This is a genomic window from Streptomyces sp. NBC_00510 (assembly GCA_036013505.1).
Lineage (GTDB): Bacteria > Actinomycetota > Actinomycetes > Streptomycetales > Streptomycetaceae > Actinacidiphila.
Genome location: CP107851.1, coordinates 1,605,102 through 1,621,503 on the forward strand (window position 1 = coordinate 1,605,102; position 16,402 = coordinate 1,621,503).

At 73.5% G+C, this 16,402-nt stretch carries 16 protein-coding genes; 7 read left to right on the forward strand and 9 right to left on the reverse strand.

Annotated elements, in window-relative coordinates; genetic code table 11:
* Positions 1–53: 53 nt before the first annotated feature.
* The gene (locus OG937_07125; protein ID WUD71478.1) at positions 54–920 is read right to left on the reverse strand and encodes a SigB/SigF/SigG family RNA polymerase sigma factor; all 867 of its coding nucleotides are present in this window, start codon (positions 918–920) and stop codon (positions 54–56) included.
* 183 nt (positions 921–1,103) lie between these two features.
* Here OG937_07125 and OG937_07130 point away from each other — a divergent pair, with 183 nt between their 5' ends.
* The 3 genes from OG937_07130 (at position 1,104) to OG937_07140 (ending at position 2,935) form a co-directional block, all read left to right on the forward strand.
* Entirely contained in the window at positions 1,104–1,511 is a 408-nt protein-coding gene (locus OG937_07130) for an ATP-binding protein (GenBank protein ID WUD71479.1), read from the forward strand.
* A gap of 132 nt (positions 1,512–1,643) precedes the next feature.
* Positions 1,644–2,288 (forward strand): hypothetical protein, encoded by a 645-nt coding sequence (locus OG937_07135; protein WUD71480.1) that lies wholly within the window; start codon positions 1,644–1,646, stop codon positions 2,286–2,288.
* Complete coding sequence (locus tag OG937_07140) at positions 2,285–2,935, forward strand: hypothetical protein (GenBank protein ID WUD71481.1); 651 nt, start codon at positions 2,285–2,287, stop codon at positions 2,933–2,935. The genes OG937_07135 and OG937_07140 overlap by 4 nt, the downstream gene beginning before the upstream one ends.
* A gap of 79 nt (positions 2,936–3,014) precedes the next feature.
* Here the strand turns inward: OG937_07140 and OG937_07145 are convergent, their stop codons facing one another.
* Together OG937_07145 and OG937_07150 are read right to left on the reverse strand one after the other, a co-directional pair.
* Positions 3,015–3,518, reverse strand: a complete 504-nt coding sequence (locus OG937_07145; protein WUD78656.1) for a DUF6328 family protein — start codon at positions 3,516–3,518, stop codon at positions 3,015–3,017.
* A 163-nt stretch (positions 3,519–3,681) separates the two neighbouring features.
* Positions 3,682–3,945, reverse strand: coding sequence for a GlsB/YeaQ/YmgE family stress response membrane protein (locus tag OG937_07150; GenBank protein WUD78657.1), 264 nt, complete (start codon positions 3,943–3,945; stop codon positions 3,682–3,684).
* A gap of 169 nt (positions 3,946–4,114) precedes the next feature.
* Here OG937_07150 and OG937_07155 point away from each other — a divergent pair, with 169 nt between their 5' ends.
* Positions 4,115–4,942 carry a DUF1206 domain-containing protein gene (locus tag OG937_07155; protein WUD71482.1) on the forward strand — a complete coding sequence of 276 codons (828 nt, stop codon included), beginning with the start codon at positions 4,115–4,117 and terminating at the stop codon, positions 4,940–4,942.
* A gap of 31 nt (positions 4,943–4,973) precedes the next feature.
* Here the strand turns inward: OG937_07155 and OG937_07160 are convergent, their stop codons facing one another.
* The 3 genes from OG937_07160 to OG937_07170 form a co-directional block, all read right to left on the reverse strand.
* Positions 4,974–5,411 carry a response regulator gene (locus tag OG937_07160; protein ID WUD78658.1) on the reverse strand — a complete coding sequence of 146 codons (438 nt, stop codon included), beginning with the start codon at positions 5,409–5,411 and terminating at the stop codon, positions 4,974–4,976.
* A gap of 109 nt (positions 5,412–5,520) precedes the next feature.
* Complete coding sequence (locus OG937_07165) at positions 5,521–6,723, reverse strand: SpoIIE family protein phosphatase (GenBank protein WUD78659.1); 1,203 nt, start codon at positions 6,721–6,723, stop codon at positions 5,521–5,523.
* A 223-nt stretch (positions 6,724–6,946) separates the two neighbouring features.
* The gene (locus OG937_07170; GenBank protein ID WUD71483.1) at positions 6,947–7,441 is read right to left on the reverse strand and encodes a MarR family transcriptional regulator; all 495 of its coding nucleotides are present in this window, start codon (positions 7,439–7,441) and stop codon (positions 6,947–6,949) included.
* A gap of 136 nt (positions 7,442–7,577) precedes the next feature.
* On the opposite strand from OG937_07170, the gene OG937_07175 reads away from it, so the two are divergent.
* The 3 genes from OG937_07175 (at position 7,578) to OG937_07185 (ending at position 11,636) form a co-directional block, all read left to right on the forward strand.
* Complete coding sequence (locus OG937_07175; protein ID WUD71484.1) at positions 7,578–8,735, forward strand: serine/threonine-protein phosphatase; 1,158 nt, start codon at positions 7,578–7,580, stop codon at positions 8,733–8,735.
* A gap of 182 nt (positions 8,736–8,917) precedes the next feature.
* Positions 8,918–10,555: a serine/threonine-protein phosphatase gene (locus OG937_07180; protein WUD71485.1), complete on the forward strand. Its 1,638-nt coding sequence runs from the start codon at positions 8,918–8,920 to the stop codon at positions 10,553–10,555.
* Between the two features lie 304 nt (positions 10,556–10,859).
* Positions 10,860–11,636, forward strand: coding sequence for a MerR family transcriptional regulator (locus OG937_07185; GenBank protein WUD71486.1), 777 nt, complete (start codon positions 10,860–10,862; stop codon positions 11,634–11,636).
* A gap of 80 nt (positions 11,637–11,716) precedes the next feature.
* On the opposite strand, the gene OG937_07190 is transcribed toward OG937_07185, so the two are convergent.
* From OG937_07190 to OG937_07200, 3 genes are all read right to left on the reverse strand, one after another.
* On the reverse strand, positions 11,717–13,900 hold the full coding sequence (locus OG937_07190; protein WUD71487.1) for a 3-hydroxyacyl-CoA dehydrogenase NAD-binding domain-containing protein: 2,184 nt from the start codon (positions 13,898–13,900) through the stop codon (positions 11,717–11,719).
* Between the two features lie 37 nt (positions 13,901–13,937).
* Positions 13,938–15,152 carry an acetyl-CoA C-acetyltransferase gene (locus OG937_07195; protein ID WUD71488.1) on the reverse strand — a complete coding sequence of 405 codons (1,215 nt, stop codon included), beginning with the start codon at positions 15,150–15,152 and terminating at the stop codon, positions 13,938–13,940.
* Positions 15,153–15,247: 95 nt separating this feature from the next.
* Complete coding sequence (locus OG937_07200; protein WUD71489.1) at positions 15,248–16,390, reverse strand: acyl-CoA dehydrogenase family protein; 1,143 nt, start codon at positions 16,388–16,390, stop codon at positions 15,248–15,250.
* Positions 16,391–16,402 lie beyond the last annotated feature (12 nt).

Consider the following 16,402-nt stretch of genomic DNA (forward strand, 5'->3'; position numbering starts at 1 on the left):
GCCCGCGCCCGAAGGGACCGGGCGCGGGCACGTGGCGGGGGACGGGGTGGAGGTCAGGCGCAGCCGTCCTGGAGCAGTCCGGCCCGCAGCCGGGCCAGGGTGCGCGAGAGCAGCCGGGAGACGTGCATCTGCGTGCAGCCCATGATCTCGCCGATCTGGGCCTGCGTCAGTTCCTCCACGTAGCGCAGATGGAGCAGCTGCCGGTCGCGTTCGCCGAGCTCCACGACGAGCGGTGCGAGGGAGCCGAGGTCCTCGACGAGTTCCATGGCGGGGTCGACCGCGCCGATGAAGTCGGCGAGCACGGTCTCGCCGTCGTCGCCGTCGTCGCCGTTCATGGCGGCGTCGAGGGAGGAGGCGGTGTAACCGTTGGAGGCCACCTGGGCCTCGACCACCTCGGCCTCGGAGATGTCCATGAGCGCCGCGAGCTCGCTCACCTTGGGGGCGCGGCCCAGCCGGGAGGACAGCTCGTCCCGGGCGCGGGCCAGCTCCACCCGGCGCTCCTGGAGGCGGCGCGGCACGTGCACGGCCCAGGTGGTGTCGCGGAAGAACCGCTTGATCTCACCGACGATGTACGGCACCGCGAAGGTGGTGAACTCGACCTCGCGCGAGATGTCGAACCGGTCGATGGCCTTGATCAGCCCGATCGTGCCGACCTGGACGATGTCCTCCATCTCGTCGCTGCGGTCGCGGAAGCGCCTGGCCGCGAACCGCACGAGCGACATGTTCATCTCGATCAGGGTGTTACGGGCGTACTGGTGTTCGTGAGTGCCCTCCTCGAGCACCGTCAGGCGCTCGAGGAAGAGCTTGGACAGCCGGCGCGCGCTCGTGGGGGCCACGCTGCTCGGGTCGGTGATCTGCGGCAGTACGTCGACCTCGGGGCTCTCGACCCCGGTGCTCGTCCCGCTCACGTGGGCGATCACGGCTCCTCCTCGCACCTCTGCACCTCTACGTCATGTTCCCGTACGTTGCCCCTCGGGTACCCCCTCCTCCGCGAAGCATTCCCCCCGATCCCGGAAGAACGAGAATCGCGCCAAAGGCAGCGTAGGACCGGCCAGTAGGGGCAGACCACAGAGGGACCGATGATGCCTACGGGGTGATCGTGCGTGTACAGCATTGACCTAGACGCGGAAGGCGGCGGGATCGTGCGGCCCGCCACTGCGGACCGGCCGCTGCCCACCACCATCGGCGAGGCGCGTGACTTCGCCCGCGCCCGGCTCGCAGGCGTGGATCCGGAGCGGGTCGAGGACTGCCTGCTGGTCGTCTCCGAACTGGTCACCAACGCCTTCCGGTACGGCGGCGGGCTGGCGGCCCTCGACGTGGTGGCGGTACCGGACGCGATCCGCGTCTCCGTCCAGGACCACAACGACCGGCTGCCGGCCACGCCCCAGCCCTCCGACCGCTTCCTGCCCGGCGGCTACGGCCTGCGCCTGGTGCGCCGGCTGGCCCGGGACTTCCGGGTGACGCTCCTGCGCGCGGGCGGCAAGGTCATCCACGTGCACCTGCCGCGCTGACGCACCGTCACCTCCCTACGTCGTACGTGTGGACGAACGGATTGCGGAAACACGCACCGTGAGCACACCAAGGACCCGCATCAAGGTCAGTTCGAATGCCGGGGCCCGACGACGGCCCCCAGGAGGCACACCATGACCACGGGCATCATCATCGGGGCGGTCGTCCTCGTTGTCCTGATCGTCCTCGCCGCGGCCGTCATGTCGCGGCGCGGCGGCGGCACGGGGCAGCTCAGGCGCCGCTTCGGACCGGAGTACGAACGCACGGTCGCCCGGCACGACGGCGACACGGACGCGGCGCACCGGGAGTTGCAGGAGCGTGTCGACCGGCACGGCGGCCTGACCCCGGAGCCGCTGAGCGCACGTCAGGCCGAGGAGTACCGCGCCCGGTGGACCGCCCTGCAGGAGCGGTTCGTCGACTCCCCCGCGCAGGCCATGCAGGAGGCGTCGAAGCTGCTGGACCGGCTGGCGCACGACCGCGGCTTCCCGGAGCACACCTCGGGCGAGCAGATCGACGCCCTGTCGGTCCACCGCCCGCGGCACCTCCAGGCCTACCGCGACCTGCGCGGGGTCTCGGAACCCCGGAACGACGGTGACCGCACCGCGGCGGACACCGAGGAACTGCGCGCTCGGTTGCTCCACGCCCGGGCGCTGTTCGACGACCTCATCGCGGTGGACAAGGAGCCCCGCACCACCTCGCGCGAGGACGGCGCAGGTGACACGGGCTCCGGCCGACGCGGCTCCCACCGCTTCCACATGCCGACCTGGAGCAGCCGATGAATCCCACGCACGAGCACCGCGACACCGACGGAACCGACGGAACCGGCGAGACCGACGGCACCGGCCGCGAGGTACGCAACGGCCCGGCCGAGGCCTCCGCCGAGCGGACCCCCGACGAGCGGACGTCCCCCGTGGCGGGTGGCACCCGCGAACCGCGGTCCTCCCAGGCACCGCAGACCACGGGGAAGAAGAGCGAGGCGCCCGCCGCGCACCGGCCCGCCGGATGGTCGCGGCCCGAGGAAGCCGGCAAGCCCTCGGCAGCCGAGAGGCCCGCGACGGTCGGGAAGCCCGCGGCAGCGGACAAGCCCGGCGGCGCGGAGCGGCCCGCGGCGGCCCGGCGGCCGGCGCAGGACGAGCGGGTGCCCGCCCCCGGCGCGACGCCGCGGGTGGACGGCGCGGTGGACAAGCTGCAGCAGCGCCTGCACCACGCGGTCGGCGGCTTCGTCGACGAGCCGCGCCACGCCGTCGAGGAGGCCGACGAGGTCCTCGGCGAGGCCACCGAGCGGCTGGTCGAGGAACTGCGCAGCCGGCGCGACGAACTGCGCTCGGGCTGGCGGGCCGGCGAGCACGACGACGGCGACACCGAGCGGCTGCGCGTGGCCCTGCGGGGCTACCGCGACCTCGTCGACCGCGTCCTGCACGTCTGAGGACCGCACGACGCGAACGCCGTGGCCGGGAAACCCGGGGGTTTCCCGGCCACGGCGTTCGCGTGTCCCGCGTCGCGGCTCAGTCGCCCGTGTGCCGGTACCGGGCCCAGAACGGCAGTCCGTACCAGCACACCAGGTACCAGACCAGGACGCCGGCGACGAGCCACGGCACATAGCCGTCGTGCGTGGCGGCCCGCAGCACCAGGAGCAGCGCCGAGGTCATCGTCGCCAGCAGCAGCACGAGTCCGACGAAGGTGAGCCGCGAGGCCCAGCGCACGGCCTGCGGCTTGATGCGGCGGCCGGAGACGATCCGGTGGAAGGAGACCGGGCCGATCAGCGCCCCGGTCGCGCAGGCGCCGAGCACGACCGTGACGATGTAGATCGTGTGGTCGGTGCTGCCGAGCCGCTGGTAGTGCGGCGTGAAGACGACCGTCAGCAGGAAACCGAAGAGGATCTGCACGCCCGTCTGGGCGACCCGCACCTCCTGGATGAGCTCGCCCCACTTCCGGTCCGCGCGCTCGTCCTCGGTCTCGTCGCGCCCGTCTCCCGGGCCGGTCCGGCCGTCCGCGTCGTCACGCGACATGGCACCCTCCCACTCCTCGGTCGTGCACGTCATAGGTGACTTACCATCAGGGGCCCCTGCCGCGCGCGGCGTGCCCGGGGCATGACGAGGACGGCGACCGGACCGGTCGCCGTCCCTGACACGGTCCGGCCGCCCCCGGGCGGGGGCGGCCGGACCGCGGTGCTCACCGCCGCGCCTTGCTCCGTGACAGCAGGCTCACTCCGACGGCCGCGAGGCCGATCTGTATCAGCCACTCGATCCAGTCGACGCCGTCGGTGTCGGCGACGCCGAAACCCTGGGCGATCGCGCTGCCGATGAAGGCCGCCACGATGCCGACGACGATCGTCCACAGCACGCCGATCGGTTGCCGCCCCGGCGCCACCAGACGCCCCAGCACACCGACGACCAGACCGATCACGATGGCACTGATGATGCTCGAGATCTCCATCTCCACCTCAACCCCAACCTCGTCCGGCCCCTGGCCGGAAGTGTGTTCGCACCACGCGGATACCCCCGGCCGGGCGCTCCACGCAGCCGCGCGCCCCGGTGTCGCCGGGTGTGTTCCGCCCACGACGGGGCACCCGGTGGACCGGAGCACTTGGGGCAGGGAGGCCGGTGTGGGCACGACGGTGGGTACGGGCGCGGTACGGCCCGGGACGCAGGGGAAGAAGGCGATCCGCGCCGGGGCGCGGGCGGGCCTCACGGCGCGCGGGGTCATCTACGCGCTGCTGGGCGTGCTGGCCCTGCAGGTCGCCTTCGACGGGTCCTCGGAACAGGCCGACCGGGGCGGCGCGGTCGCCCGGCTGGCGGCGCAGCCCTTCGGCGGGTTCCTGGTCTGGGCCCTGGCGGTGGGCTTCGCCGGGATGACGCTGTGGCGGTTGTCGGAGGCCGCGTTCGGCGCGGCGGGGCCGGACGGGGACAAGGCCGGCAAGCGGCTGATGTCCGCGGCCCGCGCGGTCTTCTACGCCTTCGTGACGTACTCCGTGGTGACCTTCGCGGTGGACGGCTCCTCCGGGGGCGGGTCGAGCGACGAGACCTCCAAGGACGTCACCGCGCACGCCCTGGACTGGCCCATGGGCCGCTGGCTGGTGGGGGCGGCGGGCCTGGCCCTGGCGGGGGCCGGGGGGTGGATCGCGGTGCGGGCCCTGCTGCGGAAGTTCCGCAAGCACCTGCGGACGGGGGCGATGTCGCCGCGGGTCCGCAGGGTGGTCGACTTCCTCGGGGTGGCCGGCGGGGCCAGCCGGGGCGTGGTGTTCGCCGCCGCGGGCTGCTTCGTCGTCGTCGCGGCGGTGCGCTTCGACCCGGACCGGGCGAAGGGGCTGGACGACACGCTGCGCACGTTCCGGGACACCCCCGCCGGGCCGTGGCTGCTGGCCGTGGTCGCGGTGGGCCTGGGGCTGTTCGGGGTGTTCTCCTGGGCGATGGCCCGCTGGCGGAGGGTCTGAGCGGCGGCGGGCCGCCGGCGCCGGGCGCGGTTCAGCGGCCCGGGAGCTTGACCACCGTCACGAAGAAGTCGTCGATCTGCCGGACCACCTCGATGAACCGGTCGAAGTCCACCGGCTTGGTCACGTACGCGTTGGCGTGCAGCGTGTAGCTGCGCAGGATGTCCTCCTCGGCCTCGGATGTGGTGAGGACGACGACCGGGATGGTGCACAGGTCGGCGTCGGCCTTGATCTCGGCGAGCACCTGACGGCCGTCGAAGCGGGGCAGGTTCAGGTCGAGGAGGATCAGGCCGGGGCGCGGCGCGCCGGCGTGGGCGCCGCGCCGGTTGAGGAAGTCCAGGGCCTCCTCGCCGTCCCGCACGACGTGCAGGACGTTGCGGACCTTGTTCTCCTGGAACGCCTCGCGGGTCATCAGTTCGTCGCCGGGGTCGTCCTCGACGAGCAGCACGATGATCGGTTCCGGTTCCTGCAGGTTCACGCGGATCCTTCCTGCGGTACGGGTTCCCGCTCGGCGGCTGCCGGCAGGGCGGCGAGGACCGGCACGATCCGGTCCTGGGCGGTCGGCCGCGCGCGGGCGGCGGTCACGGCGAGGGGTTCCAGGTGAGGTGGACCACGGCCAGGTCGTCGTCCAGGCCGCCGTGGTCGGCGGCCAGGGCCTCGGCGCGCGCGATCAGGGTGTCGACGAACTCCGAGGGGGGCAGGGTGGCGTGCTGCCTGGCCAGTGCGAGCAGGCCCTCCTCACCGAGCCGGCCCTGGTCGGTGCGGCCCTCGAACAGCCCGTCCGTGAAGAGCATCAGCGACTGCCCGGGACGCAGTTCCAGGCGGCCCTCGGGCCACTCCCCCACGCCGGGCACGACGCCCAGCGCGGGCCCGCGGGGCGGCTCGGTGTACTCGACGGTGCCCTCCGGGGTCAGGTTGAGCAGTCCGTGGTGGCCGGCCCGCCACACCCGGGCGGTACGGCGGTCGGGGGCGAGGGTGAGGATGGTGGCCGTGGCGAAGATCTCGGGGGCGGCGCGTTCGGCCACCAGCACCTGTTCCAGCAGGGCGAGTTGCCGAGCGCCCTCGACCCCCGTCAGGACCAGGGTGCGCCAGGCGATGCGCAGTCCGACGCCGAGCGCGGCCTCGTCGGGCCCGTGCCCGGAGACGTCCCCGATGAGGGTGTGGACGACGCCCTCGGTGGTCTCCACGACGTCGTAGAAGTCCCCGCCGAGCAGGGAGTCGGCCCGGCCGGGGCGGTAACGGGGCGTGACGGTGACGTCCTTGGTGCGCAGCATGGGCAGCGGGAGCAGTCCCCGCTCCAGGCGGGCGTTCTCCTGGGCCCGCATCTGGCTGGCCCGCAGGGCGAGCGCCGCGCGTTCGGCCTGCTTGCGTTCGACGGCGTAGCGCAGCGCGCGGCCGAGGAGTTCGCCCTCGACGCGCCCCTTGACCAGGTAGTCCTGGGCCCCGGCGGAGAGCGCGGCGAGGCCGGTCCGTTCCTCGGCCAGACCGGTCAGCACGACGACGGCGGCGCGGTCGGTGAGCGACAGGGCCCGGCCGAGGGCGTCGAGGCCCTGGCCGTCGGGCAGGTGCAGGTCGAGCAGGACGCAGTCGGCGGGGCGGGCGGCCAGTTCGGTGCCGGCCTCGGCCAGCGTGCGCACCCAGCGCAGTTCGACGGGCACCCCGCTGTCGGCGACCAGTTCCTCGACGAGCAGCGCGTCTCCCGCGTCGTCCTCGACGAGGAGGACGGACAGCCGGCTGCGCCGGCCGTCGCCCTGTCTGGGGATGACGCCCTCGGGGGGCGTCAGCGTGTTGCCTTCCACATCGTCTCCCCACCCCTGCGGTGCCCCAGGTGGGGCGATGGGATCGTACGCGACCGGCACCCTGGCCGGATGCCCTTTGGGACAGTGCCGATCATCTTCGATCATTGCCGTTTGGCAACAGTAGTCGAACGCAACAATTGCACGGAGAGCGCCGCGCCGGCCAACGTCCCCGGCGCCGGACGCACGGCGGGGAGCGCGGGCCGGACGGCTACGCGGTGTGGCTGCGGTCGCCGGGGAGCGGTCGTACGGCACCGAGCCCCGTCGCCTCGGCGGCGCAGCGGAACGCGGTCAGCCCCTCCAGCAGCGCGCGCCGGGCACGTTCGGGCATCGCCGCCACGACCGTCGCCAGTTCCTGCTCCCGGCGTTCCCGCAGCCGGGCGAGGAAGGCGGCACCTCGCGGCGTCAGCCACAGGCACACCTCCCGGCGCGAGGTGGGGCTGGCGTCCCGGGTGAGGTACCCCACCGCCTGCAGCCGGTCGCAGAGCCGGCTCACCGCGGGCGGCGCGGCACCCAGGACGTCGCACAGCGTCCTCAGGTTGATCCCCTCGTTGCCCTCCAGCGCGAACAGCACGCGCAACTGCGAGGGCGGCACGGGTGGGTCGCCCGCCTCCCGGCCGCGGCCCCACAGCACCTCCAGTGCCTCGACCACGGACGACGCCGCGGCCACGGCGGCGTCCCGCTGCGATCCGGCGGTTGCGGGCAAGGGCACCTCCTCACGGCGCGCCGCCCGCGAGGTACCGCGGGCGAGCGGGTAGACGAAGACAGGACAGGTCGCGCCGAACGGCGCGCCTCCACGCTAACCGACCCGCCCCCGGACCCAGAAGGACCGTCGCACCCCGGTGAACCGACACGCCCCGCTCGCCGCCGAACGCGCCCTGCGCGCGGCGCCGCCGCACGCCCTGCCCGCCGCCCTCGCGGAGGTCCTCCGCACGCACTGCGCGGCCCGCTCCGTGGAGATCCTGCTCGCCGACTACGGCCTGGCGGTGCTCCAGCCGGTCTCCGCGCCCGAACCCGCGGAGGCCGCCGTACCCGTCGCGGGAACGCCCGAAGGCCGGTGCTTCGGCGCCCAGGAACCGTTCGCCGAGCCGGCGGCCGAGGACGGCGTGCGCCTCCACCTGCCGGTGAGCGTGCGCGGTGACCGGATCGGCGTGCTGAGCGTCGGCCTCCCCGGCGAACCCGCGCCGGAAGAGGTCCGGGACCTCGCGGAGATCGCGGAGATCCTCGGCCACCACCTCCTCGTCGCCGACCGGGACACCGACCGCTACCTGCGCGCCCGCCGCCGGGAGCGGCTGACCCTCGCCGCGGAGGTGCAGTGGGAGCTGCTGCCCGGACGCGCGTGCGCCCGCCCCGAGTACGCCCTCGGCGCCCAGCTGGAGCCCGCGTACGACATCCACGGCGACAACTTCGACTGGTCGGCCTCCGAGCGGGACCTCACACTGACCGTCACCAACGGCATGGGAGAGGGCATCGAGGCCGCCCTGCTGACCAGCCTCACCGTGAACGCGCTGCGCAACGCCCGGCGGGCCGGCGTCCCCCTCGCCGACCAGGCGGCGCTCGCGGACCAGGCCGTCTACGCCCGGCACCGGGGCGAACGGTACGTTTCGGTCCTGCTGATGCGCTTCGACCTGGCGACCGGCGCGGCCGAGGTCGTCGAGGCCGGATCGCCGCGCGTGTACCGGCTGCGCGGCTCGGCGGTGGAGACGCTCGGCTTCGAGGCGCAGTTCCCCCTGGGCATGTTCGAGGACACCCCGTACGTGCCGCAGCCGTTCGAGGTGCGCTCCGGCGACCGGCTCCTGGTGGTGAGCGACGGCGTGTACGCGACCGCCTCCCCGGCAGGCGAGACCTACGGCGAACGGGCCCTGGCCCGCGCGGCCCTGGCCACCCGGCTGCTTCCGGCCGCGGACGTCCCGCGGGCGATCCTGGGCGAACTGCCGGGTCACCGCGTCCTGCCGGAGGCCGAGGACGACGCGCTGATCGTGTGCCTGGACTGGCGGTGAACCGCTGGGAGGAGCTTGCCCGGTGACGGGCGATGGGGAAGACTCTTGCCGAAGGGCAACTGTTTGCCCAGCCAACCTTCGTCCAGGTACGAGAGGGTGACCGGAGCGAGCCCGACGGTCCCACACGGCCCCGGCCCTGCTCCTACCGCATCGTGACGTCTCTCCCGCCTCCGCGCTCACCAATGGCTCGAGAGCAGGGGTCAGGCACCTCCGCTCGGGTCGGGCAGCGGGTGCTGCGCGCGCTGATCGAGTCCCTGACCGAGACCGGTGTCGTGGTGTGCGACCGCGCCGGGGTGATCCGCGCCGTGAACGCCGTGGTCACCTCCTGGGCGCCGCACGCGGTGCCCGGCCGCCCGCTCGCCGGTACCGCGCCCGCGTGGCTGACCACGGCGGACGCCTCCGGGGCGTCCAACGCCCACGGCGGCGTGGGGAGCCGGCAGGTCACGGCGCGCCGCGCCGACCTCCCGGGCGGGCACCACGCCTGGTACCTCACCGACGTGACGGACGCCCGCAGCGCCGACCGCGAACTGCGGCTGGCCCAGGAACGGACGGCGTTCCTGGCCGAGGCGTCCGCCCGGCTGCTCTCCTCGCTCAACCTGCGCACGTGCGTGGCCGCCACGGCCGAACTGGCCGCCTCGCGGCTCGCCGACGCCGCGGTGGTCGTCACCCCGCCCGACCGGCGGCGGCTGCGGCTGACCCGGGCCGTCGCGGGCCGCCCGGGCGTGGAGGAGCGCGCGCTGTCCGCCGATCCCGCCGAGGTGCCGGGGCTGGCGGAGGCGCTGGCCGGGTTCCCCTCGGTGCCGTCCGGCTGGATCGACCCCGCGCAGACCCCGGACTGGGTGGTCCCCGAGGACTTCGGCGCCCCGGTGTCGGTGCTGGTGACCCCGCTGCCGGGCAACGGGGTCCCGGCGGGTGCGCTCATCCTGATGCGGCGCCTCGGCGGGCCGTTCACGGTCGAGGAGGAGACCTTCGCCCGGGTCTTCGCCGCCCGGGCCGGCGCCGCGATCTGCGCCTGCGTCCTCTACACCGAACAGGCGCGCAGCGCCGCCCTGCTCCAGGAGGACCTGCTGCCGCCGCGGCTGAAGCCCATCAGGGGCACCGAGGTCGCGGGCTCCTACCGGCCGGCCCGCGAGACGCTCCGCATCGGCGGGGACTTCTACGACGCCTACCCGGCGGTGGACTCCGACGGCGAGAGCACCGTGGTCCTGGGGGACGTGTGCGGCAAGGGCCTGGAGGCCGCCGTCCTCACCGGCAAGATCCGCAACACCCTCAGCGCCCTGCGCCTGGTCGAGACCGACCACGTGCGGCTGCTGACCCTGCTCAACCACGCGCTCCTCAACACCGCGCACGCGCGGTTCGCGACCATGGTGCTGGCGGGTGTCACCCCGCTCGGCCACGGCCAGGTGCGGCTGCGGCTCACCGCGGGCGGCCACCCGGCCCCGCTCATCCTGCGGGCCTCCGGCGAGGTGGAGGAGGCCGACACGACCGGCACGCTGATCGGCGCGGTGCCCGACGTACGGGCCACGACCTTCACCACGGTGCTGCAGCCCGGGGAGAGCTGCCTGCTCTACTCGGACGGCGTCACCGAGGCCCGCGGCGGGGTGACGGGCCGTGAGTTCTTCGGCTCGGAACGCCTGAAGACGACCATGGCCGGGTGCGTCGGCATGCCCGTGGAGGCCCTGGTCGAGCACGTGGAGATGCGCACCACCGAATGGCTCGCCGACCGCCCCCACGACGACATCGCGCTGGTCGGCATGGCCGCCCCGCGCGGCACCCATGGCGACGCGAACCCCGACTCCCGCCGCCCCGCGGGGTCCTGAGGCCCGCGCGACCAGCACCGCCGGCCGGACTCCTCGACAGGTGCGGCGTGTGGCGTGAGTTCAGCGACCCTCCCCCGGGCACGCGTGCCCGGGAGGGCACGGTCCCTCGGGCTGCTGTTCGGCTGGGGCGTCCTCCTGCTCGTGCCGGGCGCGGTCCGGCCCGCGTGAGCCGCCGCGGGCCCCGTGCGACGGCGGGGACCGGTCCTGGCCCGCCGCGGACGCCGGCGCGGCCCCGGCTGCGCACCGTGACCGGTCATACTGGTGTCATGACCAGCGCGGCGAGGCAGAGAGCGAGATCCGGCGCATGACGCAGTCCCCCGCCCGGCAGACCGCGCCGGCGGCCGAGGAGCCGCGTCTGACGGTGGACGAGCTCGCGGCACGGTCCGGTACGACGGTGCGCACGATCCGCTTCTACAGTGCCAAGGGCCTGCTGCCGCCGCCGGAACTGGGCACCCGCCGCGTCGGTCTGTACGGGCCGGACCACCTGGCCCGTCTGGCGCTGATCGAGGAGCTGCAGCGGCAGGGACTGACGCTGGCCGCGATCGGCCGCTACCTGGACCAGCTGCCCGCCGACATCACCCCCGAGGACCTCGCGCTGCACCGGGCGCTGGTGGCGACCTGGATGCCCGACGCCGCGGAGGAGCTGGCCCGCGACAGGCTGGAGCAGCGGGCGGGCCGGCCGCTGAGCGGCCATGACCTGGACCGGCTCGCGGCGATGGGCGTCCTGCACCCCACCCCGGACCCCGGTGTGCTGCTGGTGAACCCGGCCCTGCTGCACCTGGGCGTGCGCCTGCTGGACGTGCCGATCCCGCTGGAGACGCTGCTCGCCACCCGGGAGATCGTGCTGAAGCACGCCCGCGCGGTCGCCCACGAGCTGCACCGGCTCTTCCAGCAGGAGGTGTGGCAGCCGTACGTGGCCGGACGCCCGGCGCCGGAGGAGCGGGCCCGGATGCGCAGGCTCACCGACGACTTGCAGCCGATGGTCGTCCAGGCCCTGGTCACCGCCTTCCAGCGGTCGCTCGCCGAGGAGCTGCGGGCCACGGCCGCCGGGCTCGGCGACCGGGGGCGCGGCGAGGACTGAGACGACGGTGCCGCGGTCCCCCGGGTGCGGGGGCCGCGGCACCGTGGTACCGGCCGGTGCGTCCCGGCCCGCCGTTCGGGTCAGCCGTCGGTGAAGGTCTCGCCCCGCTCGACCTTGCGCACCAGCAGCTCCGGTGCCGCGAAGCGCTCGCCGTAGGCGGCCCTCAACTCCTCGGCGCGGGCGAGGAAGCCGGCCGGGCCGCCGGGGTAGCCGTTGACGTACTGCAGGACGCCACCGGTCCAGGCGGGGAAGCCGATGCCCAGGATGGAGCCGATGTTGGCGTCGGCGACGGAGGTGAGGACGCCCTCCTCCAGGCAGCGGACGGTGTCCAGCGCCTCGGCGAAGAGCATGCGCTCCTTGAGGTCCTCGAAGGGGAGGGCCGCCGCCTCCGGCTTGGTGAAGTGCTCGCGCAGTCCGGGCCACAGGCCCGCCCGCCTGCCGTCCGCGTAGTCGTAGAAGCCGGCGCCCCCGCTGCGCCCGGGGCGGCCGAACTCCTCGACCATGCGGTCGATGACGGCGTCGGCCGGGTGCGGCTGCCAGGTGCCGCCGGCCTCCTCCACCGCGCGCCGCGACTCCTCGCGGATCTTGCGGGGCAGGGTGAGCGTCAGCTCGTCCATCAGGGAGAGCACCTTGGCGGGGTAGCCCGCCTGGGCGGCGGCCTGCTCCACGGTCGCGGGGTCGACGCCCTCGCCGACCATGGCGACGCCCTCGTTGATGAAGTGCCCGATGACACGCGAGGTGAAGAAGCCGCGCGAGTCGTTGACGACGATCGGGGTCTTGCGGATCTGCCGGACCAGGTCGAAGGCGCGGGCGACCGCCTCGTCGCCGGAGCGGGCGCCCTTGATGATCTCGACCAGCGGCATCTTGTCGACCGGCGAGAAGAAGTGCAGGCCGATGAAGTCCTCGCGGCGCTGTACGCCCTCGGCGAGCAGCGTGATGGGCAGGGTGGAGGTGTTGGAGCACAGCAGGGCGTCGGGGGCGACCACGCCCTCGATCTCCTGGAAGACCTTGTGCTTCAGGGCGGGGTCCTCGAAGACCGCCTCGATGACGGCGTCGCAGCCCGCCAGGTCCTGCGGGTCGGCGGTGGGGTGGATCCGGGCGAGCAGCTCGTCCCGCTTCTCCTGGGTGGTGCGGCCCCTGGCCAGGGCCTTGTCGAGGAGTCCCGCGGAGTACGCCTTGCCGCGCTCGGCGGCCTCGGCGGTGACGTCCTTCAGGACGACCTCGATGCCCGCCTTGGCGCAGGAGTAGGCGATGCCCGCGCCCATCATGCCGGCGCCGAGCACGGCCACCTTGGCGACCTGCCGGGCCGGGACGTCCTTGGGGCGGCTGGCACCGGAGTTGACGGCCTGCATGTCGAAGAAGAAGGCCTGGATCATGTTCTTCGCGATCTGGCCGGTCACCAGCTCGGTGAAGTGGCGGGCCTCGATCGTGAAGGCGGTGTCGATGTCGACCTGGGCGCCCTCGACGGCGGCGGCGAGGATGTTGCGCTGCGCCGGGTAGGGGGCGCCGGCGAGCTGCTTCCTCAGGTTGGCCGGGAAGGCGGGCAGGTTGGCCGCGAACGCGGGGGTGCTGGGGGTGCCGCCGGGGATGCGGTAGCCCTTGACGTCCCACGGCTGCGCGGACTCGGGGTGGGCGTCGATGAAGGCGTGCGCCTTGGCGAGCATGTCGTCGTGGTCCGTGGCGACCTCGTGCACCAGCCCGTTCTCCAGCGCGCGCCGCGGGTCGTACTGGTTGCCCTGCAGCAGCACCTTCAGCAGCGCGTCGGTGATGCCCAGCAGCCGCACCGTGCGGACCACCCCGCCGCCGCCGGGGAGCAGGCCGAGGGTCGCCTCGGGCAGGCCGATCTTCGATCCGCGGGCGTCGAGCGCGACGCGGTGGTGGCAGGCCAGCGCGATCTCGTAACCGCCGCCGAGGGCCGCGCCGTTGACGGCGGCGACCACGGGCTTGCCGAGGGTCTCGATGCGGCGCAGGTCGCGCTTGATGGCCAGGCCGGCCTCGAAGATCTGCGGGGCGTCCTCGGGACCCGCCTTGATCATGTCCTTGAGGTCGCCGCCGGCGAAGAAGGTCTTCTTGGCGGAGGTGACGATGACGCCGCGGACGGAGTCGCGTTCCGCCTCCAGTCGGTCGGCGACGGCCCGCAGGGACTCCCTGAAGGCCTGGTTCATGGTGTTGGCGGACTGGTTCGGGTCGTCGAGGACGAGGGTGACGACCCCGGTCCCGTCCTGTTCCCAGCGGATGGTGGTGTTCGTCGGAAGAGCGGTCATGTTCGGTCGGCTCCGTTGCGGGGTGCGGGACAGGAGGTCAGAGACGCTCGACGACGGTGGCGATGCCCATGCCGCCGCCGACGCACAGCGTGGCGAGTCCGTACCGCTGGTCGCGGCGCTCCAGTTCGTCGATCAGGGTGCCCAGGATCATGGCGCCGGTGGCGCCGAGCGGGTGGCCGAGCGCGATGGCGCCGCCGTTGACGTTGACCTTGTCGTGGCTCAGGCCCATCTCGCGCATGAAGCGCAGGACGACGGCGGCGAAGGCCTCGTTGATCTCGACGAGGTCGATGTCGTCGACGGTCAGCCCGGCCTTGGCGAGCGCCTTGCGGCAGGCGGGGGCGGGGCCGGTGAGCATGATGGTGGGGTCGGAGCCGGAGACCGCGGCGGAGACGATGCGGGCGCGCGGGGTCAGGCCGAAGCGCTCGCCCGTCTCGCGGTTGCCGATGGCGACCAGGGCAGCGCCGTCCACGATGCCGGAGGAGTTGCCCGCGTGGTGGACGTGGTCGATCCTCTCGATCCAGTGGTACTTCTGCAGCGCGACGGCGTCGAAGCCGCCCGCCTCGCCGATCGTGGCGAAGGAAGGCTTGAGGCCGGCCAGGCTCTCCGCGGTGGTGCCGGGCCGGATGTGCTCGTCGCGGTCGAGGACGACCAGGCCGTTGCGGTCGACGACGGGGACGACGGAGCGGTCGAAGCGCCCCTCCTTCCACGCCTCGACGGCGCGCGCCTGCGACTCGGCGGCGTAGGAGTCCACGTCGTGACGGCTGAAGCCTTCGATGGTGGCGATGAGGTCGGCGCCGACGCCCTGGGGCACGAAGCCCGTGGTGTAGCTGGTCATCGGGTCCATGGCCCAGGCCCCGCCGTCGGAGCCCATGGGGACGCGGGACATCGACTCGACGCCGCCCGCGAGCACCAGGTCCTCCCAGCCGGAACGCACCTTGGCGGCGGCCATGTTGACGGCCTCCAGACCGGAGGCGCAGAAGCGGTTCTCCTGGACGCCCGCCACGGTCTCGGGCAGCCCGGCGGCGATGGCGGCGGTCTTGGCGATGTCGGAGCCCTGGTCGCCGATCGGGGTCACGACGCCGAGCACGATGTCGTCGATCGCGGCCGGGTCGAGGCCCGGCAGGCGGCGGCGCAGTTCGTCGATGAGGCCGGTGACCAGGTCGATGGGCTTGGTGCCGTGCAGGGAGCCGTTGGCCTTGCCGCGCCCGCGCGGGGTGCGGATGGCCTCGTAGACGTAGGCGTCGGTGCTCAACGTCGGGTGCCTTTCGATGAGGGTGTCGGTGGGGATGTCGGTGGGGATGTCGGTGGCGGTGCCGGTGGGGGGTGACGGGCGGGGATGGGGCCGGATCAGCCGAGCAGCGAACGGCCGATGATCTCCTTCATGATCTCCGTGGTACCGCCGTAGATGGTCTGGATGCGTCCGTCGGTGAAGGCCTTGGCGATCGGGAACTCGCTCATGTAGCCGTACCCGCCGTGCAGTTGCAGACAGCGGTCGGTGACCCGCTTCTGCAGTTCCGTCGCCCACCATTTGGCCATCGACGCGTGCACCGCGTCGAGGCGGCCCGCCGCGTGCTCGCCGACGCAGCGGTCGACGAAGGTGCGCGTGACGGCGCACTCGGTGGCCATCTCGGCGATCTCGAACCGTATGTGCTGCAGCCGGGCGAGTGGCCGGCCGAAGGCCTCGCGCTCCTTGACGTAGGTGGTGGTGAGGTCCAGCAGGTGCTCGGCGGCGGCCGCCGCGGCGACGGCGATGGTGAGCCGCTCCTGGGCGAGGTTGGCCATCAGGTGGAAGAAGGCCTGGTTCTCGGTGCCGAGCAGGTTCTCCTTGGGCACCCGTACGTCGTGGAAGAAGAGTTCGGCGGTGTCCTGGGCCTTCTGGCCGATCTTGTCGAGGTTGCGGCCGCGTTCGAAGCCGGGCATGCCGCGCTCCACGACGAGGAGGCTCAGCCCCCGCGCGCCGCCTTCGGGGGTGGTGCGCGCGACGACCACGACGAGGTCGGCGAGGATCCCGTTGGAGATGAAGGTCTTGGAGCCGTTGAGGACGTAGGCGTCGCCCGCGTCGGTGGCGGTGGTGCGGATGCCCTGCAGGTCGGAGCCCGCGCCGGGCTCGGTCATGGCGATGGCCGTGATGGTCTCGCCGCTGCAGAAGCCTGGCAGCCAGCGCCGCTTCTGCTCCTCGGTGGCCAGTCCGGTCAGGTACGGGCCGATGATGTCGTTGTGCAGGCCGAGGGCGAGCCCGTGCGCTCCCGCGCGGGCGAACTCCTCGGCCAGCACGACCGCGTAGCGGAAGTCGTCGCTGCCCCCGCCGCCGTACTCCTCGGGGACGGCCGGGCCGAGCAGGCCCTGGCGGCCCGCGGCGAGCCAGGCCTCGCGGTCGACGATGCCGGCCTTCTCCCAGCGCTCGTGATGCGGCAGCACCTCCTTGGCGAGGAAGGTCCGCACGGTCTCCCGGAACGCCTCGTGCTCGGCCGTGAAGAGGTCGCGCTGCATGCTTGTGCCTGC